The sequence below is a fragment of the Pleionea litopenaei genome (assembly GCF_031198435.1).
GTDB lineage: Bacteria > Pseudomonadota > Gammaproteobacteria > Enterobacterales > Kangiellaceae > Pleionea > Pleionea litopenaei.
On record NZ_CP133548.1, the window covers coordinates 299,802 to 322,892 of the forward strand.

20 protein-coding genes are annotated in these 23,091 nt (G+C 46.1%); 17 read left to right on the forward strand and 3 right to left on the reverse strand.

Features of this window, described 5'->3' with window-relative positions:
• Positions 1–161: 161 nt before the first annotated feature.
• Positions 162–2,228, reverse strand: a complete 2,067-nt coding sequence (locus Q9312_RS01210) for a 3-hydroxybutyrate oligomer hydrolase family protein (protein ID WP_309202698.1) — start codon at positions 2,226–2,228, stop codon at positions 162–164.
• Between the two features lie 370 nt (positions 2,229–2,598).
• On the opposite strand from Q9312_RS01210, the gene Q9312_RS01215 reads away from it, so the two are divergent.
• A complete protein-coding gene (locus tag Q9312_RS01215) occupies positions 2,599–3,384 on the forward strand; it encodes a 3-hydroxybutyrate dehydrogenase (RefSeq protein ID WP_309202699.1) in 786 nt (261 codons plus the stop codon).
• A 46-nt stretch (positions 3,385–3,430) separates the two neighbouring features.
• Here Q9312_RS01215 and ispB read toward each other — a convergent pair whose 3' ends face one another.
• Positions 3,431–4,411, reverse strand: a complete 981-nt coding sequence (ispB, locus tag Q9312_RS01220) for an octaprenyl diphosphate synthase (RefSeq protein ID WP_309202700.1) — start codon at positions 4,409–4,411, stop codon at positions 3,431–3,433.
• 284 nt (positions 4,412–4,695) lie between these two features.
• Between ispB and rplU the strand changes: the two genes are divergently transcribed.
• From rplU to cgtA, 3 genes are all read left to right on the forward strand, one after another.
• Positions 4,696–5,007, forward strand: coding sequence for a 50S ribosomal protein L21 (gene rplU / locus Q9312_RS01225; RefSeq protein WP_309202701.1), 312 nt, complete (start codon positions 4,696–4,698; stop codon positions 5,005–5,007).
• 18 nt (positions 5,008–5,025) lie between these two features.
• A complete protein-coding gene (gene rpmA / locus Q9312_RS01230) occupies positions 5,026–5,283 on the forward strand; it encodes a 50S ribosomal protein L27 (RefSeq protein ID WP_309202702.1) in 258 nt (85 codons plus the stop codon).
• Positions 5,284–5,418: 135 nt separating this feature from the next.
• A complete protein-coding gene (gene cgtA, locus Q9312_RS01235; RefSeq protein WP_309202703.1) occupies positions 5,419–6,537 on the forward strand; it encodes an Obg family GTPase CgtA in 1,119 nt (372 codons plus the stop codon).
• Positions 6,538–6,631: 94 nt separating this feature from the next.
• Here the strand turns inward: cgtA and rpsT are convergent, their stop codons facing one another.
• Entirely contained in the window at positions 6,632–6,895 is a 264-nt protein-coding gene (gene rpsT / locus Q9312_RS01240; protein WP_309202704.1) for a 30S ribosomal protein S20, read from the reverse strand.
• 248 nt (positions 6,896–7,143) lie between these two features.
• Between rpsT and Q9312_RS01245 the strand changes: the two genes are divergently transcribed.
• The 13 genes from Q9312_RS01245 (at position 7,144) to Q9312_RS01305 (ending at position 22,981) form a co-directional block, all read left to right on the forward strand.
• Positions 7,144–8,304: an OmpA family protein gene (locus Q9312_RS01245; RefSeq protein WP_309202705.1), complete on the forward strand. Its 1,161-nt coding sequence runs from the start codon at positions 7,144–7,146 to the stop codon at positions 8,302–8,304.
• 141 nt (positions 8,305–8,445) lie between these two features.
• Positions 8,446–9,990 carry a murein biosynthesis integral membrane protein MurJ gene (gene murJ / locus Q9312_RS01250; protein ID WP_309202706.1) on the forward strand — a complete coding sequence of 515 codons (1,545 nt, stop codon included), beginning with the start codon at positions 8,446–8,448 and terminating at the stop codon, positions 9,988–9,990.
• Positions 9,991–10,056: 66 nt separating this feature from the next.
• Positions 10,057–10,989, forward strand: a complete 933-nt coding sequence (ribF, locus tag Q9312_RS01255; RefSeq protein WP_309202707.1) for a bifunctional riboflavin kinase/FAD synthetase — start codon at positions 10,057–10,059, stop codon at positions 10,987–10,989.
• Between the two features lie 32 nt (positions 10,990–11,021).
• Positions 11,022–13,823: an isoleucine--tRNA ligase gene (gene ileS, locus Q9312_RS01260; protein WP_309202708.1), complete on the forward strand. Its 2,802-nt coding sequence runs from the start codon at positions 11,022–11,024 to the stop codon at positions 13,821–13,823.
• The gene (gene lspA, locus Q9312_RS01265; RefSeq protein ID WP_309202709.1) at positions 13,823–14,398 is read left to right on the forward strand and encodes a signal peptidase II; all 576 of its coding nucleotides are present in this window, start codon (positions 13,823–13,825) and stop codon (positions 14,396–14,398) included. The genes ileS and lspA overlap by 1 nt, the downstream gene beginning before the upstream one ends.
• The gene (gene fkpB, locus Q9312_RS01270) at positions 14,388–14,849 is read left to right on the forward strand and encodes an FKBP-type peptidyl-prolyl cis-trans isomerase (protein ID WP_309202710.1); all 462 of its coding nucleotides are present in this window, start codon (positions 14,388–14,390) and stop codon (positions 14,847–14,849) included. Before lspA ends, fkpB begins: the two co-directional genes overlap by 11 nt.
• A gap of 17 nt (positions 14,850–14,866) precedes the next feature.
• Positions 14,867–15,802: a 4-hydroxy-3-methylbut-2-enyl diphosphate reductase gene (ispH, locus tag Q9312_RS01275; protein ID WP_309202711.1), complete on the forward strand. Its 936-nt coding sequence runs from the start codon at positions 14,867–14,869 to the stop codon at positions 15,800–15,802.
• A gap of 146 nt (positions 15,803–15,948) precedes the next feature.
• Positions 15,949–16,494: a GspH/FimT family pseudopilin gene (locus Q9312_RS01280; protein ID WP_309202712.1), complete on the forward strand. Its 546-nt coding sequence runs from the start codon at positions 15,949–15,951 to the stop codon at positions 16,492–16,494.
• Positions 16,494–17,030 carry a type IV pilus modification protein PilV gene (pilV, locus tag Q9312_RS01285; protein ID WP_309202713.1) on the forward strand — a complete coding sequence of 179 codons (537 nt, stop codon included), beginning with the start codon at positions 16,494–16,496 and terminating at the stop codon, positions 17,028–17,030. Before Q9312_RS01280 ends, pilV begins: the two co-directional genes overlap by 1 nt.
• Entirely contained in the window at positions 17,027–17,767 is a 741-nt protein-coding gene (locus Q9312_RS01290) for a PilW family protein (protein ID WP_309202714.1), read from the forward strand. The genes pilV and Q9312_RS01290 overlap by 4 nt, the downstream gene beginning before the upstream one ends.
• A 9-nt stretch (positions 17,768–17,776) precedes the next feature.
• Positions 17,777–18,292, forward strand: a complete 516-nt coding sequence (locus tag Q9312_RS01295) for a PilX N-terminal domain-containing pilus assembly protein (RefSeq protein WP_309202715.1) — start codon at positions 17,777–17,779, stop codon at positions 18,290–18,292.
• Between the two features lie 39 nt (positions 18,293–18,331).
• A complete protein-coding gene (locus tag Q9312_RS01300; RefSeq protein WP_309202716.1) occupies positions 18,332–22,462 on the forward strand; it encodes a PilC/PilY family type IV pilus protein in 4,131 nt (1,376 codons plus the stop codon).
• Positions 22,463–22,561: 99 nt separating this feature from the next.
• Complete coding sequence (locus tag Q9312_RS01305) at positions 22,562–22,981, forward strand: type IV pilin protein (protein ID WP_309202717.1); 420 nt, start codon at positions 22,562–22,564, stop codon at positions 22,979–22,981.
• Positions 22,982–23,091: the final 110 nt, after the last annotated feature.

Consider the following 23,091-nt stretch of genomic DNA (forward strand, 5'->3'; position numbering starts at 1 on the left):
TCACCTTCCTAAGAAGACCTTTTATCATATTTTTTATGCGATGAATATTCCGACCAGTAAGGGTTGTTAACGCGCTGAGTTATAAAAGCGGAAATTTGGAAAAGTTTCTTCTGATACTTGTTTAACCACGACCTCAATTGAGGTCGTGGTTATGGTCTGCTTTAGTCTTTAAGGTTTCGAATAACCAACCGGTCTTTTTCAGCCGAAAACACAGCAACGGAGTCAAAAAGGCTCGGTAGATGCTCTTGGCTTAGGGGCTCAAGTGCAGCGTTTTTTAGTTGCCGCATCTGGGGTTTGATAATGCCTGAACGAGGCAGTGGCTTTTGTTCGTACTTCTGTTGCCACAAGCTTTCAAGCGCTTCTTCGAAGTAACCATGAAGTGGAGCCAGTATCTGGTTGTATGGTGGGTATTGCAGCAAAGCGTCAAAGTGTTGGCCAGAGACAACTTCAATGTAACTTAACTGGGATATGTTGCGGTGCTCCGTACGATTCAACCAGAAATAAGGGCGAGACGTATGGTTAGGGAGAATGAGGCGATCGGCTTGTCCATGAACAATAATGGTTGGTGTCGCGCGTAAATCACCTGTGTAACGGATCTCAGAGAGTCCTTGGCGAAGCGCTTGATCGTTCGCATTAGAGAAAAAATCCTCAAACTTTAATGTTGTTCGCAACTCCGGAAAGGTCCATGCGTTGTAGCACAAAGTTTGTACAATGTTGTTTGGTAAGCCCTTTAGGCTTGGTACTTGCGAAGCAATATTCCGGTACTGACCAATGCGAATGCCGGCGGTTGGAGGAATGCCGCTGCTCAAAGCCCAAACTTTTTTCAGCTGCGCTTCTGACGGTTGATTAACGGTGAATATGTCGTCGCTTTGATAAGCTGTTCCGCAAGGGTCCCCAAACAATTGACTGCGACTGTATGCCGATGCGTAGTTGGCGTTAAGTGCTGGCCAAATACCCATCGTTGTATAAATAGGTCCTAACCCCAGCGCAGAGGGCGTTACTCCCATTGCGATGAGTTGCTGTTGTGCAAACATGGCGCGCTCTGAGGTGGTTTTCGCTGATGTTAAGCCGCTTTGATACAACCAATCACAAGCGGTTTCGGCTTGCTTTTTAAATACCATGGTTGCTGGTAAGTCCGGAATAACTGCGTAGTTTGCGCAGGGTGTATACAGGCTCTGATGAACAAAAGTGAAATAGCCTTGGTTGACCCTAAACTGTTTTGGTTCGGGTTTAGCAAGCCGCAGATCGAGCAGCGCTAGTTGTTTAACCGGTGGCGTGACGTTGGGCTCTCCGGCCATCGTTGCGTCAATCAATTGGTAGTCATCTTGCTCGGTCGCTGCCAATACGGCGGCACCAGCGTTGGATATGCCTGATGCAACTACCCAGACATCTTGTGCAGTAAGTTGACGTTTAAAATGATCATTAATGGCTTGTATGCCAAGATCGGCTGCAACAAGCGTGTAATACCCCCAATCTTTTTCGACGTTTTTTCCAGAGTGTGCGTGACGCGTTGCCACCCAATGGTTGGCATGCTCTTTTGGTTGGCCTGCGAGGTTTACCCACTCGGAAGTTGCGGTTTCAACTTCGCCGTCTAGTCGTAACTGCTTCTTCAGCTCGGTAAAGTAAAAACCGGTTCCGGTTCCTTTGTCGGTATAGCTGACTGCGCAACCTTTATTTAAAGCCCAAAATCCACTGACACCAACGGCGCCGTAAACTCCTCGCGAGCCTGAAGAAGGAGCGACCACGAGACAGGGTTGTTTGAGATTAAAGTTTTTGGGTATTTGTATCGAAAATACCGCACTCGCGCGACTGTTCGTTGGCGCTATCTCGGCCAGATATTCAACACCGGTTATCGGTTGGTCGAGGTGTTTTGCGTACAGTCGACCAAAGCCTCCGTCGTTCGACACATCTAACAAGGCTCGTATGTTGGTGTAGTAAGCTAATGCTCGCAATTTATGAACCGGGGGCGCAGAACTGCTTTGTAATTCGTGCACCGACAAGCCTGCCAATAATAAATCATTGTCTTTGTCGCGTATTTCTTTGCGCCAAGGTTGTGCTAATTGATACTCAATGGAGGTCGTTGATGGTGCCTCTACTTGCGCTTTGTGTGCGTGTTGGCTCGCCACAGAGTAGGGTGCAATAACCAGTGAAAAAGCTGCAAGGGTTGTCGAGCAGTGGTTAACAAGAGTCGATGATAATTGTCGATAAAATCGTTGAGCACTAGACATTGGCGGTTCCTAATTTTTTATGGCATCGAGTGAATCACTTCATCATGGTGACTAGTTCAATGGTGACTAGTTCAACTTTTCGATCGTCTGTTCGTCATTTTAAAGCGTCGACTTTTTAAAGAGTTTATATTTTAAAGCGGCAATGCTTTATCAGATTGCTCTTTTAAACGGCGATAACGATTAAAAATGGTAAGCTTTAAAAAGTATCATCTGACAATTAAAACGCTCATGATGAATGAGATTATGATAACCAAGAATCAGTCCATACGGTCAAAAAATTAGGGGCTTTAGTACTATAGTACAGTTCATGGATGCTGCGGTTATTTGTCATGCTAGACGTCTGACAGATTTTTTAGTTTATGAGAGCTTTATGAAAGCAACTGTATTAGTTACTGGCGCAGGCAGTGGTATTGGTTTAGGTGTCGCTGAGCACTTTGCGAAAAATGGTCACTCAGTGATTGTGACCGATCTAAATGATGAGCAATTAACCCATGCAAAAGAATTATTAGCCAATTATCCTTGTGAGTTTTTTCCATTAGATGTTACCTCGCAAGAATCGGTTGATGCTCTAAAGGCACAAATTGAAGCAAAAGCACGGCAAACCGATGCTCCACTAACAATGCCGCAAATCGTGATCAACAATGCAGGCATTCAACATGTCGCTAAGCTAGAAGATTTTCCGATGGAACGGTGGAATCTTTTAATACAAGTGATGTTGGTTGGCGTCGCTCGTGTAACCCAAGCTTTCTTACCTCACATGAAGCAATCTAACTTTGGCCGAATCGTTAATATTGGATCATTGCATTCGGTCGTTGCATCGCCCTATAAAACGGCCTATATCGCAGCTAAACACGGCTTGTTGGGAATGGCGAAGTCTTTGTCTTTAGAACTTGCTGAGCAAGATATTACGATCAATACGGTTTGTCCTGCCTATGTAAAAACTCCGCTCGTTGAAAAGCAAATTCAACAACAAGCTGCGGAACATGGGATCAGCGAAGAAGACGTTATTAACACAATCATGCTGCGTCCAATGCCCAAAAAGTCGTTTATTGATATTGCAGAAATTGCCGCTGCGTGTGATTTTTTTGCAGCCCCGATTGCGAAAAATATAACCGCTCAGGCATTGTTGCTTGATGGCGGCTGGACAGCACAATAAGCTCTTCTAAGCTGAGCTAACCAGCGCCAAGCTTTAGGTTGTCAGCCTAAGACTGGCGACCTAATGCGAGATCGGCGAGATCCATCAGGGCTTGTTTAAAGGGACTCTCATCGAGTGAAGCTAAAGCCGCCTTCGCTTGATCAGAGAAGTCTTCAGCCCGCTTGCGACAGTATTGATGGGCGCCACTTTTTTCAATGATTTGCAATATTTTGCCGATGTTTTCTTTACTTCCTTCGACGATTGCTTGGCGAATCAATTGTGCATCATCGTCATTGCTGTGTTGCATGGCATACATGAGTGGCAGCGTGGGTTTACCTTCGGCTAAGTCATCGCCAACGTTCTTTCCCATGGTCTCTGCGTCAGAAAAATAATCCAATAAATCATCCACGACTTGAAAAGCCATTCCTAAATTCAGCCCATAATCGTGCAATGGTTGGCGCAAGGCTTCATCTTGACTCAGTATGCCGCCTAGTTCACAAGCGGCGGCGAACAAAATTGCCGTCTTACGTCGAATGACTTCGAAGTAATCGTCTTCGCTTAAATCGGGCTCGTTAACGTTCATTAATTGAAGCACTTCGCCTTCAGCGATTAAATTGGTGGTGTTCGCCAATAACTGCATGACCGCCATAGAGTCGACTCGAACCATCATCTGAAACGCTCTGGAATAAAGAAAATCGCCGGTCAGTACGCTTGCTTCATTGCCAAACAAAGCGTTGGCGGTTTTTTCGCCTCGACGTAAGTCTGAGTCGTCGACGACATCATCGTGTAAAAGGGTGGCGGTATGAATAAACTCGATGATGGCCGCAGCTGTATGATGTGCCTGGCCACGATAGCCGACCGCATTGGCTGCTAATAGTACCAGCAAAGGGCGAAGTCGTTTTCCGCCACTATTTACAATGTAAAAGCCAAGCTGATTGATCAGCGCAACATCAGATTTAAGTTCTTGATAAATCAACTGATTGGTCGCGTTGATATCGGTTTCGATCAGTTCTTTAATCGCAGCAAAAGAGGGTGCAGAATTAGACATCGGGTTGATTTAATTATCTTTATTGGTTCAAAGTGATGGGGTTGCATGCTAGGGTGCCCAGACCTTCTGGTCAAGGGTAAATTCGGATAGAGCCGCGAATCCTGTCAAAGCTGCATTATTTCAGGGATTTAGCTGGCAATATGCTTGCCTTAATCTGCTAAACCTCTTATAATTCGCGCCCCTCGGATAATTCCGATTGAATTGAACGCCCTCGCAGCTGGTTAACAAGCTTGGTAGTGTCTCTACTGGCACCATTGTTTCGGGGTACGACTGGAGAGTAACTCATGTACGCAGTATTTCAAAGCGGTGGTAAACAACACCGTGTTAAAGAAGGTCAAACGATTAAACTAGAAAAGATTGAAGCCGAAACTGGCGCAACAATCGATTTCGATAAAGTATTAATGGTTGGCAGCGGCGCAGACGTTAAAGTTGGCGCACCTTACGTTGATGGCGCGAAAGTAACCGCAGAAGTGGTTTCACAAGGTCGTCACAAGAAAATTAAGATTATTAAATTTAAACGCCGTAAGCACCATATGAAACAAATGGGGCATCGTCAGTGGTTCACAGAAGTGAAAATCACTGGAATTAACGGTTAATAAAGCAGGAGTAAACTCATGGCTCATAAGAAAGCTGGTGGTAGTACCCGTAACGGTCGCGATTCAGAATCGAAACGCCTTGGTGTTAAACGTTTCGGCGGTGAAGTTGTTTCTGCTGGAAGTATTCTAGTTCGCCAACGTGGTACTCAGTTCCACCCAGGTGAAAATGTAGGTATTGGCCGCGACCATACCTTGTTTGCGAAAGTTGACGGTCAAATCAAATTTGCCGTAGCTGGTCGTAACAATCGTCGTACAGTTAGCGTTATTCCAGCGTAACTTGTAGACGATCTTTAGTGTTGCGAAAGCCCCGCACTTGCGGGGCTTTTTTGTAGGTTGTTAAGATTACTCGTTATACTAAGTAGCCTTGTGAGAATATTGCTTATCAACCGATTTGAATGAGAGTTAAGTCCTATGAAATTTGTCGACGAAGTCACCATCAAAGTTGCCGCTGGTGACGGTGGAAACGGTTGTTGTAGCTTTCGCCGTGAAAAGTACATTCCGAAAGGAGGTCCTGACGGTGGTGATGGCGGCGATGGCGGCAGTGTTTATTTAGTCGCCGACAATGAATTAAATACGTTAGTCGACTATCGGTACGAACGCTTCTATCAAGCTGAGCGCGGTGAAAATGGACGTGGCGGCAACTGTACAGGTGCGAAAGGAGCCGACAAAGTTCTAAAAGTGCCGGTTGGAACCATCGTTATTGATGCCAATACTGATGAGCGCATAGGTGATCTAAAAGAACCTGGACAACGCTTATTAGTCGCCCATGGCGGATGGCATGGTTTGGGTAATACGCGTTTCAAAAGCAGTGTTAACCGTGCTCCAAGGCAGACTTCTCCTGGTTCCGAGGGTGAACGTCGCGAATTAAAATTAGAGCTGAAAGTTTTGGCCGATGTCGGATTATTAGGATTACCCAACGCGGGCAAGTCTACGTTTATACGTCAAGTGTCTGCGGCGAAACCAAAAGTTGCGGACTACCCATTCACCACATTAATTCCTAATTTAGGCGTTGTGAACCCCGAAGCTCATCGCAGTTTCGTGATTGCTGATATTCCTGGTGTCATTGAAGGTGCTTCCGAGGGTGCCGGCCTAGGTGTGCGCTTTTTAAAGCATTTAGCTCGAACAGAATTGCTATTGCACATCGTAGATTTGATGCCCTTTGATGAATCTGATCCGGTGAGTAATTTTCATGCCATAGAAGAAGAAGTGGCTAAATTTACGGAGTCGGACGAGCCAGAGCTTACTCAAAAGCCGCGCTGGCTAGTTCTCAATAAAATGGACTTGTTAGCCGAGAGAGCAGCGGAGAGCTGTGCTGAATTTTTAAAGCAAGTAGCGTGGGATGGGCCGGTGTACTCGATATCTGCCGCCACGGGTGATGGTTGTGACGAGTTGGTCTGGGCTATTTTAGAGCATGTAGAAGCGAAGAAAGGGCAAGGTGGCAAGTCAGAGCAAGATCCGAATGAAGTTCTCGAGCCGATTGCGCCGCCGCCGTTTATGTCGCAAGAAGATTGGGGTGGTCAAGAAGAGTAACGCTTTGGCTAACCCGCTATCTACGTGTTAGCCGACCGTATTTAGGCATAAAAAAACCGGCAATAGCCGGTTTTTTTATAATGCTGTCAAGCACTTATGCCATTGCTTTAACTTTGGCAGCTAAGCGACTCTTATGACGGGCAGCTTTGTTTTTGTGGATAAGACCACGGCTTGCTGCTCGGTCAAGAACACCTGAGACGTTAACAAAAGCTGATTGAGCAGCTTCTTTATCACCGCCGCTGATCGCAGTCAGTGCTTTTTTCAATTGCGTGCGCAACATAGAACGACGACTTGCATTATGCTGTCGACGAGCTTCTGATTGACGCGCTCGTTTTTTGGCGGATTTGATGTTAGCCAAGGTTATACTCCTGCAAATTCGTTTGCGATCCAGAAATTTAAGGCCGCGAACTATGCCTGTTTTCGTGAGTTATGTCAAGTTAACTGCAGGATAATTGTGCGATTTTATTGGTGACTGGACTGACAAGTGCTAATATGCACACCTAGAGGTTTTAAGCCGTCGTCTAAGATGATTTCTTTAAGGATTTGCTTGGAGCTGAGAGAAGTTTAAAAACATAAAGTTAGGCCTCATTCACCAGGAGACAAAAAATGAAGAAGTATTTGCTTGGAGCAGCAGTTCTGGCAGCAGGTATTAATGTACATGCAGAAGTCGATAGAAACGTTTATTTCACCATATTAGGTGGGGTGCAAGACTTTCACTCTAGCAGTGAAGACAATGCTCCCATAATGAGCAATATTCTCGACGAAAGCGATGTGATTGGTGCCGAGCTTGGGTTTATGGTTACCCGCAATTCAGCGTTTCAATTGAGTTACAACAAACTGAACCCTAATGATGCCATTGGTTTTGGTGACGAAGATATGATTCTGACGTCATTAGACTACATGCACTACTTTGCCAATGACTCAAAAGGTGGACCTTACTTACGTTTGGGTATTGGTCGTTATACTTTTGATGATGAAACCGCTGGCGGTGGCTGGAATGAGTCTGATATTGGTCGTTTAGGGTTAGGCTTTGAAGACGAGCTGAACAGTTTTTTCAGTTGGCGCGGTGAATTTGGCGTCATTCGTGATGACACGACCAAGCGTTACGACACACAGTTAGTGCTAGGTATCACAATGAACTTTGGTGGCTCAGATCCAGCACCGGTTCCGGTCAAAGCGGTAGAAACGAAAGCTGTCACAAAAAATACCCGTTTAGATTCTGATAATGACGGTGTATTTGACGATGTAGATCAATGCCCTGGTACAACGGCAGGTATTGTTGTTGATCCTCGTGGCTGTGAGCTCGACAGCGATGGTGACGGTGTACCTAATTCTAAGGATGCTTGTGCAGCAACACCAGCTGGCGCGAAAGTCGACGGCAAGGGTTGTCGTTTGATGCTTGATGAAACGGTTCGCATTACCTTGAACGTCAAGTTCGCGAATAACAGCAGCGACATTCAGTCATCGTTCAATAAAGAATTCGCTGAAGTCGCTGAATTTATGAAGCAATATCCAGATACGAATTTAGTCGTGGAAGGGCACTCAGACAGCATTGGTAAAGATACTTACAACCAGTGGTTATCTGAAAAACGAGCGCAAGCCGTTGCCGATTACTTAGTCAGTAACTATGGCTTAGCTCGCTCTCGAGTCAGTTCGAAAGGCTACGGTGAATCTAAGCCGATCGCTGATAATTCTACTGCGGAAGGTCGTGCTAAAAACCGTCGTGTTGAGGCCGTTATTGAAACAACGGTAAAACGAGCGCAATAATGGCTTGTCGTTGAGCTAATTACACGGTTTAATTCACATCGTGTTAGAAAGCCTCTGACTTGTTCAGGGGCTTTTTCTTATGAACTTTTATTCAATTTTGACTCATATACATTTGAGAGTGGTACGAAAGGATAACCCGCGTTGCAAAAAGTCAGTTTATTGAAGTCGGGAGTCATCGTTAGTGTCATGACGTTATTGTCGCGCATACTCGGGTTGGTTCGTGACATAGTGATCGCTAATGTGCTTGGTGCTCAAGCCGCTACCGATGTTTTTTTGGTGGCGCAAAAAATACCCAATTTTTTACGACGACTTTTCGGAGAGGGAGCCTTTGCGCAAGCCTTCGTTCCGGTGTTGAGCGAGTATCAACAATTAAAAGACAAGACAGCTGTGTTACACCTGACCAGTAAAGTCGCAGGTACTTTAGGCGGCGTGCTGTTAGTCGTTACGGTGATCGGCGTGGTCGGTTCACCGGTTATTGGTGGCATTTTTGGGTATGGGTTTATTGAAAAAGGAGAGACCTACAAATATGAGTTGGTCTCAGACTTATTAAAAATTACTTTTCCCTACATTTTCTTTATTAGTTTGACCGCATTCGCTGGGAGCGTATTAAACTCTCTGGGGCGCTTTGCAGTGCCTGCTTTTGCTCCAGTGTTACTGAATTTATGCATTATCTTTGCCGCTATTTGGGTGTCGCCGTTGTTGGCTGAACCGGTGGAAGCATTAGCGTGGGCAATATTTATTGCGGGTGTCTTGCAGTTATTAATGCACCTCCCTTTTTTATGGCGTCAAGGGTATTTAGTCAAACCGAGCTGGGGGTGGAAAGACAGTGGCGTTCGCAAAGTTTTAAAGTTGATGATCCCTGCCTTATTTGGGGTCTCGGTTTCGCAGATTAACCTGCTATTAGATACCGTGATTGCGTCATTTCTGGTGACCGGCAGTATCACTTGGTTGTATTTGTCGGATCGCATGTTGGAGTTTCCGTTGGGCATTTTTGGTATTGCCATCGCTACGGTTATATTGCCGAGCTTGTCGCGGCAACATGCGGGTAATCAGAGTGAAACCATGAGCCGATTGCTCAATTGGGCACTGCATATGGTCTTACTTATCGGGCTTCCGGCAGCCGTGGGTTTATTTATGCTAGCCGAGCCTGTGATGCTAACCGTTTTTCAGCACGGAAGCTTTACACTCGATGATGCTGCAATGGCTTCGTACAGCTTACAAGCTTATGTTTTTGGTTTGCTCGGTTTTATGTTCATTAAGGTTCTGGCGACCGGATATTTCTCGAAGCAAAATACTCGTACTCCCGTGAAAATTGGTATCGTCGCTATGGTGGTCAACATGGTGATGAATTTGTTGCTATTTAAACCTTATGGACACGTCGGGCTTGCAGTAGCAACGGCTGTTTCTGCGACGGTTAATGCAGGTCTACTTTGGGGTGGTTTGGTGCGTAATGGAACCTTGGTTATGTCTTCCCGTTGGTTCTGGTGGAGTGCGCGAGCATTGCTTAGTGCAGCGGTTATGATCAGCGCGATATATTGGTCACAACCTGCGATTGAAACTTGGCAAAGTCAGTCGACTTTTGAACGCAGTTGGCAGTTGGTTTGGCTCATCGTGTTGGGCGCTGGCAGCTACTTAGTCACTTTGTTTATATTAGGCTTTCGAATTAAGGACGTTAAATCTGAGTGAACTCTGTTGCGCGATCTCGCAATAGGGTATAATCCGCCGCTTTTGGGTATAAGGTAATTTGAGATAATGCAGCTGATCCATGGCCTTAAACGTATTTCGGTACAAGCTGAAGGCTGTGTTGCGACTATTGGAAAGTTTGATGGTATTCACTTAGGGCATCAGCAAATCTTAGAAGCGGTTGTTGCCAGAGCCAAACAAATGCAACTACCGTCGGCTGTCATTGTTTTTGAACCCGACCCGCAAGAATATTTTGCTGGTGACAAAGCGCCTGCTCGGTTAACGCGATTTGGTGAAAAGTGGCGGTTGTTTGAGCAGTTGGGTATCGATAAAGTTATCTGCCTACGGTTTGCCAAGTCTCTGGCATCGATGGAAGCCGAAGATTTTATTAACGACTTGTTGATTGATCGGTTGCAGGTGAAACATTTGATTGTCGGTGATGACTTTCGTTATGGGCGTCAACGACAAGGTGATTTTAAGTTACTGCAAGCGCTAGGGCGAGAACACTTTAGTGTTCAGAGTACGGCCTCGATTAAACAGGGGACTGAGCGAATTAGCAGCACGCTAATCCGTCAGAAACTGGCTTCAGGTGATATAAAAGCGGCCAAGCAGTTGTTGGGTCGTCCATTCGCCTTATTAGGAAAAATTGTTCATGGTGATAAATTAGGGCGAACCCTAAATTTTCCGACCATCAATGTTCCATTGCGTCGTCGGGTTTCACCTTTGCAAGGTGTGTACTTGGTTCGGGTTCACGGCTTGAAGGAAACCGCTAGTTGGGGCGTTGCGAATATAGGGCGACGACCAACCGTGAATGGGCAACAAGCGCGATTAGAAGTTCATCTTTTAGATTTTAATCGAGATTGCTACGGCGAACGCGTAGAAGTTGAAATTATTGAGCAATTACGACAGGAACAAAAGTTCGATTCGCTCGATGCACTAAAACAACAAATTGAAGCTGATATTGAAGCAGCAAAACAGATCATCCAAACGATGGGTGAGTGAAATTTTAATTCAAATTAACTTTGGAATTTATTATGGCTGATTATAAAGCAACGCTTAACCTTCCAAATACAGAGTTTCCGATGAAAGCCAGTTTGGCACAGCGTGAACCTGAAATGCTCAAGCAGTGGAATGAGAAGGGTATTTATAAGCGTATTCGTGAAGCTAGCCAAGGGCGCCCGAAGTTTATATTGCACGATGGTCCTCCCTATGCCAATGGTGATATCCACATTGGGCATGCGGTCAATAAAATTTTAAAAGACGTAGTATTAAAGTCGCGCAGTTTAAGTGGCTTTGATGCACCCTACGTGCCTGGTTGGGATTGTCACGGATTACCCATCGAGCACAATGTTGAAAAGAAGATTGGTAAAGCAGGCGTTAAAGTTCCTTTCGCCGAATTCCGGCAAAAGTGTCGTGATTATGCCGCGAAACAAGTCGACGGACAGAAAAAAGATTTCATTCGTCTTGGTATTTTTGGTGACTGGGAAAACCCTTACCTAACCATGAACTTCCAGTTCGAGGCCAACATCGTTCGAGCCCTAGCGAAGATCGTAATGAACGGGCATTTGCACAAAGGAGTTAAGCCGGTTTATTGGAGTGTTGTCGGTGGCTCCGCGCTCGCTGAAGCCGAAGTGGAATACCATGACAAGACTTCAGCTTCAATTGATGTGCGATTTAAAGCCGATGCAAGTTTGTTGCAAGCGTTCCATTTTGACAATTCAAGTAACCTTCCTGTGTCTGCGGTTATTTGGACCACAACGCCTTGGACTCTACCATCGAACCAAGCCATTTCGATCCATCCAAAGTTAGATTATGCCTTGGTACAGGTTGATGCGGGCAGTGGCAAAGAGTTGTTGGTACTGGCGCGTGAAATGGTTGACGATGTGATGAAGCGGTACGACCTTGAAGAGTTTGAAGTCGTCGCAACCGCAGCAGGCAGTGATCTTGAAAATATTTTAGTGAGTCATCCGTTTTACGACAAACAAGTACCGCTCATTCTTGGCGAGCATGTCACCACCGATGCGGGGACTGGCTTAGTGCACACCGCACCTGACCATGGCGCAGACGACTTTAATGTGGGTAAAGCCTATGGCATTGAGTTGCTCAATTATGTTGGGCCAGACGGCGTCTATTCATCGACAACGCCGTTATTTGCTGGTGATCATGTGTATAAAGTTGAAGATAAGATTTGTGACTTACTGGCAGAGCGGGGCAGTTTAGTTAGAAAAACTAAATTGACGCATAGTTACCCTCATTGTTGGCGTACCAAAACTCCTTTGATTTTCCGTACCACACCACAGTGGTTTGTCAGTATGGAAAAAAATGGCTTACGTGAGAAAGCGTTGAGTGAGATTAAGCAAGTTCAATGGGTGCCAGATTGGGGACAAGCTCGAATCGAAGGTATGGTTGATGGCCGACCAGACTGGTGTATCTCACGCCAAAGAACGTGGGGTGTTCCATTGTGTTTGGTGATTGATAAAGAAACCGGTGAACCGCATCCTAATGCGGTTGAGATTATGGAGAAGGCGGCTCAAGCGATAGAAAAAGACGGTATTCAAGCTTGGTTTGATATGCCGCTTGAGGCATTAGTTGATGGCGATACGTCGCAGTACGCAAAAATTGATGACACGCTCGATGTTTGGTTCGATTCGGGTGTTACGCATGCCTGTGTTCTCGCGGTTCGAGAAGAGCTGCAAGAGCCAGCAGACATCTATTTAGAGGGGTCTGATCAACATCGTGGTTGGTTCCAGTCGTCTCTACTAACAGGCGTCGCGATCAATAATCGAGCACCCTATAAAGCGGTGTTAACTCATGGTTTTACCGTCGATGAGAAAGGCGAGAAAATGTCGAAGTCTAAGGGCAATGTACTCGCTCCTCAGCAAGTCATTAATGAGCTCGGTGCTGATGTGTTGCGCTTATGGGTGGCTTCGACCGACTACCGTGGTGAAATTGCCGTATCAAAAGAAATCTTAAAGCGTACCGCAGATACTTATCGTCGTATTCGCAATACAAGCCGCTTTTTGCTAGCAAACTTAAATGGGTTTGATCCGGCAACCGATATGGTTGCGCCATCAGAGATGTTGCCGTTGGATCGTTGGGCGGTTAATGCTGCATTAGAAACTCAGCAGTCGATTGCGAAATCTTACGAAAGCTACACCTTTTGGCAAGTCGTTCAGCAGATTCACCATTTCTGCGCGATGGATATGGGAGGGTTCTATTTAGATATCATTAAAGATCGGCAATACACTGCGAAACGAGGCAGTTTAGCTCATCGCTCATGCCAATCGGCAATGTATCTAATTTCACAAGCCTTGATCCGCTGGATGGCACCCGTGTTGTCTTTCACAGCAGAAGAAGCATGGCAGTATTTGCCTGGAGACCATAGCGACACCATTTTCATCGAAACCTGGTTTGACGGATTAACCGCCTATAGCGACGATACGATTTCGTTAGACGATTGGGCGGCCATTCGCGAAGTCAAAGCGGCAGTGAATAAGGCGATTGAAGCGATGCGCGTCGCTAAGACATTGGGCAGCTCTCTTGAGGCGAACGTGACCTTGAGTGTCTCAGAAAAGTGGTACCAACCTTTATCAAAGTTGCAAAACGAACTGCGGTTTGTATTGATCACCTCTCAAGCAACGGTTGAACAAGGTGAGCAAGGAGAAGCAACAGCATTAGAGGGTGTCTTTTTAACGATTACGGCTAATCAGGACCAAAAGTGTGAGCGCTGTTGGCATCGTCGTCCAGAAGTCGGCACCTTGTCTGAACACCCAGGTCTATGTAACCGCTGTGTTGAAAACGTAGCTGGAGACGGTGAAATAAGGGAGTTTGCGTAGTGTCTCAAGGCGCTGGTAATCAAACTTTAGTGCGACGAGTCAGCCAATCTGGATTGGTCTGGTTGTTCGTCACCTTTATTGTGGTCATTATCGATCAGTGGACTAAGTTATGGGCTGTTGATGCGTTATCCGACGGCTCCATTATTGAGGTGATGCCTCATTTCGATTTTCGCTTAGCGTACAACTACGGAGCGGCTTTTAGCTTTCTTGCTGATGCGGGGGGATGGCAACGATACGGTTTGTCGGTGTTCGCCGTGGTCATCAGTTTAGTTTTGTTGGTTTGGATGTATCGAATTAAAGCCAGCGAGAAATGGCTCAGCATTGCCTTATCTTTGGTGCTCAGCGGCGCCATTGGTAACGCCTATGATCGCATTAGCTATGGTTATGTTGTCGACTTTATCGATTGGTATTGGGAGAAATCTGGTTATCATTGGCCGGCGTTTAATATTGCAGATAGTGCAATTTGCGTGGGCGCCGTCATGTTGATTATTGATAGCTTATTTTTCCAGCAGGACTCAGAAGAAGAGACGTTACAAGGTAAGACAGCGAAAGGTAGTAGGGTAAATGAGCGGTGAATTAAGTTGTGTGCATGAGCAAGCAAGAGTTTATGCCCACATGACATTGATGCTTGACGATGGTAGCGTTGCTGACTCGAGTCGTGCAAACGGAAAGCCTGCTTTAATTGAGCTCGGTAATGAGTCGGTAAGCGCCGCCTTAGAGCAGCAGTTGTTAGGAATGAAAGTTGGCGACAAAAAAACCTTTAAGTTGGCCGCCAATGATGCTTTTGGCGAATCTAATCCGAACCTTATTCAATTTATGGATATTCAGAACTTCCCTCAGGATATTGACGTTTCTGAAGGCGCCGTACTTGCATTCGAGCAACCGTCTGGCGAGCCCATGCCTGGGATTATTCGCGAAGTGCAAGGCCACTCAGTCAAAGTTGATTTTAACCATCCACTCGCAGGCCATACGGTGACATTTGAAATTGAAGTGTTATCGATTGATAATCCACCTCAAACGCATTAATAAATAGAGTCGTCATCATGGAAATACTTTTGGCTAATCCTCGCGGTTTTTGTGCCGGAGTCGATCGAGCGATTGAAATCGTTAACCGAGCACTAGAAGTGTTTGGTGCGCCGATCTATGTTCGTCATGAGGTGGTTCATAACAAATTCGTCGTTGATGGATTGCGCGAGAAAGGGGCGGTTTTTGTTGAGCATGTATCTGAAATTCCGCAAGACAGTATTTGTATTTTCAGTGCTCACGGTGTATCGCAGCAAGTTAAAGAAGACGCTAAAGCCCGCAATTTAAAAGTGTTTGATGCGACTTGTCCATTAGTGACCAAGGTACACATGGAAGTTGTGAGAGCTAGCCGACGGGGCGAAGAATGCATTTTAATTGGTCACAAGGGACACCCTGAAGTTGAGGGAACCATGGGCCAATACAACAATCAAGAGGCCGGTATTTATTTAGTTGAAACGGTTGCCGATGTCGCGGCGCTTGAAGTCAAAAACTCAGATTTATTGCACTTTGTGACCCAAACCACCTTGTCGGTCGATGATACTCGGCAAATTATTGATGCGCTTCAAGCAAAATTTCCAAATATTCAAGGACCGAAAAAAGACGATATTTGCTATGCGACACAAAATCGACAAGATGCAGTGCGTTCCTTAGCTGAACAGGTCGAAGTGGTTTTAGTTGTCGGCTCGCAAAACAGCTCAAATTCCAATCGCTTGCGTGAACTTGCTGAAAAGCAAGGGATATCCGCTTACCTTGTGGATAGCGCCGCCGAGATACAGCAGTCATGGCTTGAAAATGCGGCCAAAGTAGGTGTGACTGCTGGGGCTTCCGCTCCGGAAATATTGGTTCAGCAAGTGATTTCTCGTCTTGAAGAGCTGGGTGGTTTTACCGCAAAAGAAATCGACGGAAAGCCAGAAGACATTGTGTTCGTTCTTCCCCCCGAGTTAAGAGCCAGCTGATAATATTCCTCAAATTGTGATTAAGTTCGCATTGTAATTCAATCGCTTAACCGCTTATCGGTTGTCTTTTGGCGCTTGTCGAAGAGCGGTTGAGTGTTGCGCAGATACCATTAAACTTACAATCAAGTTAATTTATCTGTGTACCTATGATGCGAACTACAGCGAAACAAGTATCAAGCACCCGCACTGGCCATTATCGCAGAGTCACTTTGAGCAGTGGCTTCTCGCTGATTGAGTTGATGATGGCTATTGTCATATTGGGTGTTGTCATGGCCTTTGCCGTTCCTTCATTCCAATCCACCATGGCGAATAATCGCCTGGTCAGTTGTTCCAATAAAGTGGCTGCCGCCGTCCAATTTGCAAAATCTCAAGCGATCGTTCTTCGCCAACAGATTGTTGTGTCTGGCTTAAAAGGGGCTGCTGCAGAATATAAAGTTGGAACGGATCCAGACGGAAACAACATCGTCGATGCTGCTGATGAAATGAAAGTGTTTAGTTGTGACAGTGACGACGTGACAGTGACTCCCACTCCTGATGTTGACTTTATCTCTTACGGAACCTCTGGTTTTCGAGCCGACGGACAGGGGCAAGTTACTTTTTTGACTTGCAATGATAAGGGTAAAGGAAAGTCATTGACCGTTTCGACCGGTGGCGGTGTGTCCAGTAAAGACGCTGCAGATGGAGATTGCTGATGAGTAAGTTTAAACAGTCAGGCTTAACGCTTATTGAAATTTTAGTCACTGTGTTGGTGTTAGGTATTGGCTTGCTAGGTGTGGCGGCCTTACAGGTGACCAGCATTAATAGCAGTCAAGAAGGCTTGTTTCGTAGTCAGGCAACCGAAATTGCTGAAAGTGTTGCTGCGCGAATGCGAGCTGCCAAACTTGCCATTTACGATGGTAATACAACCTTGACCCAAGTGATTACGGCTTACGCAGGCGCGCCTTACGCGTGTGCGAATCCACCAGCATCATGCATCACCGGAACCTGCAGCGCAGCTGAACTCGTGGCTTTCGATATTTACGAAACCTGCAATATGGCGCAGACCGAGTTACCAGAGGGAGAGGTTTACGTGAGCGTCGTCTCTGGCATTCGCTCACGTGTTGCGGTGGCCTGGACTCCATCCGCGGCTCGTGCCGATGTGGGGCAAGTCGAAGTCGTCAACCTTGAGTGCGCCAATATGAATGTACCAGACGGAAAAGACTGTGTAATTTTGGAGGTCATCCCATGACATTGAGCAATATGAAACGCAGCCAAGGGTTCAGTTTAATTGAGTTGATGATCGCTGGATTTTTGGGCTTGCTTTTGCTTACCGGCGTGATCACCGTGTTTCTTGGGAGTAAAGAGTCTTTTCGAATGCAAGAGCAACTCTCTAACGTTCAGTCTGAAGGCCGTTTTGCCATGGTATTTATTGAGCGATTTGCTCGAAATGCCGGTTGGTATGAAGCAGTGACTCCTAGTTTAACTTCAGCGATCGACTTCACCACCAGTATCGATGGTGGCGCGGGTGGCAGTGATTCCATTACGTTGCAGCAAGAAGCGCCAGCGGGAACCTTACGTGATTGCAACGGCACCGTGGTAGCTGGCACTCAAGTACGTAACACGTTTTCATTAAATGGAACCTCCTTGCTTTGTGCTGGTAACGGCGGAGCAGCACCTCAACCCGTGGTTGAGAATGTTGAGTCTTTTCAGGTGCTGTACGGTATCGATAGCGATTCCGATGGCGTGATCAACCGATACGCCGATGCGGCAACCGTCACTGGTGGCGGTTGGGAGCGCAAGGTCATTTCCATTCAAATCGGTTTGTTGGTCGCTGCTGAGGCAAATACGATGCCGAGTGTGGTGGCCAAACAATTTAACGTTTTAGATCAAGTGGTGAATACCAACGACAGTCGTTTACGTCGGCAGTTTAATAAAACCGTGATGCTTCCTAATCAAGCATTTGTCGTAGTGACGCAAAAACCTTAGGTGCAGTCAATGATGAAAGAGATTAAACAAACTAAGCAACGCGGAGCAGCCTTAATCGTTGGCTTGGTGCTCTTAGTGATCTTAACTGTTTTAGGCGTCTGGGCAGTAAAAAACTCCAGTATGCAGGAGCTAGTCGCTAGCAACGTGCATCAAAGTAACTGGGTCTTCAATGCCGCCGATGCGGGTGTTGGTGCCTTTACCGAAATGGCGAACGCCGGCAACGATGTTGGCGATCCCACTCATATTTTATTTCGCGCACGCGTCAACGGAAACGTTAACTTTTGTGTCGACGAAAACGGAAATGAAGCTGGCTGTAACGATACGTTTATCGACGGAAAGGCCGCGCAAGTACAAGTGAATGTTGAAAAGAAGGGCTGTGTTCAGCAGCTGTGTTTCGGCTATAGCCTCGGATCCGATAAGGGTGGGGTTAAGTGCCTAGTTTACGAAGTTGACTCTACAGGTGACGGTATGGGTGTCACTGAGCAGGTAGAGTGGTGGGCTTATCAGATTTCAGCACAATGTTAATTTTTCATTTTCACCAAACCTTGGTGGGAGGAACCAACAATGTTTAAGAAGCAGTTTTTTAAAGTAGCAGCCTGTACTGGCATGTATGCATTAGCCTGCATGAATTCAGTATACGCAGACGATACCGAAATATTCTTTAATGGAACCAATGCTGGCGGTGCCACACCGAACGTATTGTTTATATTTGATACGTCGGGAAGTATGAACCGTAATGCATCTGGCTCAAACGAGTCTCGTATCGATGTAATGCGTGACGTTATGTATGAGTTCATTACAGATATCGAAGGATTAAACATCGGTATGGCACGTTTCAGTGTACCTGGTGGTCCTATCTTAAATGCGGTATTTAACGTTGATGCAGCAACCGATCCAGTAGCTATTTCGCAAGTCAACAGCAATGACGATGATGCGACCGAAAACTTTGCTGGCAATAAAATGGCTTATAATGCGGCCATTCTTGAGTTCAATGAAGAAAAAGCAACCGATTTAATGGGGCTGCGTTTTACTGACTTAGACATTCCTCAAGGTGCAATCATAACTAGCGCGACCATTACCGTGTCGAGCTACAACACCATCACTGGTAGTCCGGTCTTTGAGATTCTTGGCGAGAAAGTCGGAAACGCAGACACCTTTACTGGCGACAAGTTATCGGATCGATTAACCAGTAATCCAACCGCTAATAGTGTGAAATGGGCACCAGGTGACTGGATTGCTCCTTCTCCGCTGTACGATGCTGATGGTTTAGTGCCTCCAAGCAGTTACTCAACGGTCGACCTTGCTCCTTTGGTACAAGAAATTGTCAATCAGGGCGATTGGTGTGGCAGTAACAGCATGGCATTTTTCATTCGTGCTGGACAAACTCAAGCAGCACTTCGTGATGCAATTGCCCATGACGGTAATCCTTTGTATGCGCCGCGAATTCGCATTGAGTTCGATGCCGACCCGCAAAAAATTCAAGACAACACTGAAGCGGTTAATAACGCAAAAGCGTTAGGTAATCCTGTTGGCTGTTACGTTAACCAAGCGAATCGCCAAATCTCTGATGGCGCTTACGATATCGAGTACCCAAGCACGGGTGGTTACTACGACTCTGGCACGATTCTAGATTTTAACTCGACCGGTAATGGTCGTCGCAATCGAGGTATTGGCTTACATTTTGACAACATCTTAGTGCCTCAAGGCGCAGAAATCGAAGAAGCTTACATCGAAATCGTTGCCGATAATCCAGATAATGGTAACGCTCAAGCCGTGATTAAGTTTATTGATGCTGTGAACGCACCTGCAACGGCAAATGGCATTTTCTCATCGCCGAAACTTGGCGGTGTCAGTTGGACATTACCGAATTTTGAATCAAACATTACTTATGAGTCTCCTTCATTAGTGAGTCAGATTGAGTCGTTGACCGGAAATGCGGGTTGGGTCGCAGGTAACGGCATGTCAGTGTACATTGAGACCAATTCAGGTAACCGTGACGTTATCAGCTTTGAGAGCAGTGCGGTACGTGCACCCCGATTGGTGATCAAATACCGCGGATCGTATGACGGTACAGGGTACACCAAGCGTGATGAAATGAAGCAGGTTGTGCAAGACTTCCAAGCCAGCGGTAACACGCCCATCAGTGATACCTTATTAGAGGCTGGTTTGTACTATCGTGGCGAAGAAGTGCTTTATGGTAAAGTCCGTGGAACACCTTCAAGTAGAAACAATCGTATCAGTAATCCCAACAGTTTTGATCCAACGGGGGTTGTCTATACTCCGTCAGGTTGTGATGGCTCAGACCCTAACGCTAATGCGTGTAAAGACGAGCGTGTTGATAACGATCCTAACTATGTGACGCCAATCGTTGATGGTTGTCAGAAGAATCACATCGTATTGTTAACCGATGGTGAGCCTACCAGTCATGACTATCGTACTCAACAGACTTACAGCCGTTGGTCCGGTGGCTGGTGTAGTGGTAATCGTAGTGGCCGTGACTGTGCGATTAAAATCGCCGGGTTCCTAGCGAACAACGACCAAAACAATAAGATTGCTGGAGATCAAACCGTGAAAACTCACGTGATTGGTTTCGACTATGACTCTGAATTTCTTGAAGATGTCGCCAACGCGGGTGGTGGTTTCTACTTTACTGCCAACGATAAAGCCGGCTTGTTGGCGAAGTTGAAAGAAATTGCTAACTCAATTTTAAAAACTAACACGACCTTCGTATCGGCAGGCTTAACGGTCAACCAATACAACCGTTTAACGCATAACGATCAGTTGTATTACTCATTGTTCCAACCCGGTGAAACTAAGTCTTGGGTCGGTAATATGAAGCGTTACCGTTTGAGCGATGGTCTCGTTGTTGATGTTAATGGTAATCCTGCCGTCGATGTATTGAATGGTGAGTTTACCGATACCGCACGAAGCTGGTGGTCTGACAGTGTTGACGGCAATGAGGTTGGTACCGGTGGTGTTGCCGGTGAACAGCAAATTGGTCGTACTTTGTACACTAATGTCACCGGTGACTCGACAACCGCTGCGTCTAATCGCATCGATGCAACCAATTTATTCATCACCAAAGAACTATTGAAAGCCGATGATGATGCTGATGCTTTAAGCATTAAACGTTGGGCGCTCGGTTACGATGTGAGTGATGCAAGTTTATTGACGCCACACCAAATCATCGGTGATCCACTGCATTCTCGACCAACGCTATTGAGTTACAACCGTAATGGCAATGAATACACAGCGGTATTTGTAGGAACCAACAACGGTTACTTGCACGCGTTTGAAGCCGAATCGGGTAAAGAGCTGTGGTCCTTTGTGCCGAAAGATTTGTTGCCACTATTAAAAGAGAAAAAGGAAAATAATCCGATTTCTGCTGGCACCGCACACCCTTATGGCGTCGATGGTGAGATCACTATTTATCTCGACGACAAAAACAGTAACAGTGCGGCCGATAGTGGTGAAAGTGTTTACTTATTCGTTGGTCTTCGCCGCGGTGGTAAGTCTTACTATGCGTTTGATATCACCAACCCGTTGCAGCCTAACCTACTGTATAAGATCAACCCTGATGAAAATCCTGACTTTGCGAAGTTAGGGCAGTCTTGGTCTAAGCCGGTCATTGGTAAAATGAACATTGGCGGCCAAACTGAGCGATTAGTGATGATCTTCGGTGCCGGTTATGATCCGGTGCATGATACAGCGGGTGTTGCTTCTCAGAATGTTGGTCAGGGTAATGCGGTTTATATTGCTGACGCGAAAACCGGTAAATACTTATGGGATTCAAGCAAAGCTGGCTCGATTCCTGGTAACGGCGGATCGGTTTCGAGTATGAACTCGGTTCCTTCGAACGTGAAAGCCTTTGACTTAGATGACGATGGCTTACTGGATCACTTCTACGTATCTGACAATGCGGGCCAAATCTTCCGTTTCGATATTGATAATGACAGCGGTTCAATCAAAGGTGGACGTCTTGCTAAATTGCAAAGTGGTGCAACGGCTCAAGAAAACCGTCGCTTCTTTACCTCACCCGATGTTGCGTTAGTTCGTGATACTGTGTCAGGTGAAACCTTTGTTTCGGTCTCTATTGGCTCGGGTTATCGAGCGCATCCTTTAGACACAGAGCTGGTAGAACATATGTATTCACTTCGTGATAAAGGTGTCTTGTCGAAACAAATCGTCAAAGACATTGGCTTGGTCGATTTGATCAAACAAACCTTTGCCGACAGTGATGGTGATGGAACCTATGATACGACCGAAACCTTAGGTGATGTCACCGCCGACAAACATGGTTGGTACTATGACTTCCCAACCGAAGGTGAGAAGGTAATGGCAGATTCATTGACCTTTAACAATGCGCTGTTGTTTACTACTTATACGCCTCCACCGTTAGTGAATAACTCTGGCTCTTGTGTGCCAGCGGCAGGTAGTTCACGCATTTACGCACTAGCTGTCTCAGATGGCACGCCATATGTTGACATTAACTATGACGGCACGATTGACGAAAACGATCTCTATATCGACTTACCTGGTGCCGGTATTGCCCCTGAGCCTCAAGTCATCTTGACTGAAGAAGGGAATGGCGTACGTGGTAATCTGTGTGTTGGTCGTAAATGTGACTTAGATGAGTTGCTTCCGACTCCGCCGAAGCGTATGGTGCCGATTAAGTGGCGACACATTCTAAACTAATCTAGTTTAGAATGGACTTGAACGGGTACAGGTGAAAATCACTCAAGTACCCGTTTTGAGTGTTAAACGATTAAATGAAGACTCTATTTGAGGTAGACGATGATAACAGCAAAAAATAAAGGCTTTACGCTGGTTGAGTTGATGATTGTGAGTGTGGTGATTGCCATTTTAGCGGCTATCTCGATTCCTGCTTACAATAATTACGTTTTACGTAGCAAGCGAGCCGACTGCATGGGGGCATTGAGTATCGCTCAAGGTGCAATGGAGCGATTTAAAGCGGCTAATATGACGTATGTGGGCGCTGATGCGAATCCTCCGTTTATCGCTAATGTTCCCTCTGATGGTGGTCTACCTTATTGCCAAATAGCGGTTGGTAATCTAACTCGAACAACCTATACATTGACGGGGACCATGGTCAACTCAATGGCAGGGCAAGATAATCTAACGATTGATCAAGCTGGCAATAAAACCTGGGGAGCGAAAGCTTGCTGGCCCGAAGGTGGTGCTACTTGTAACTAACTTCATCGTTCTTCGAGAGGCCGCGCTAGCGGCCTTTTTTATTTGTCGCTTCAGTCTCGTTAATTGGCATGGGATCAGGTAGAATTGCGCCTCAATTTTGACTGTTACTT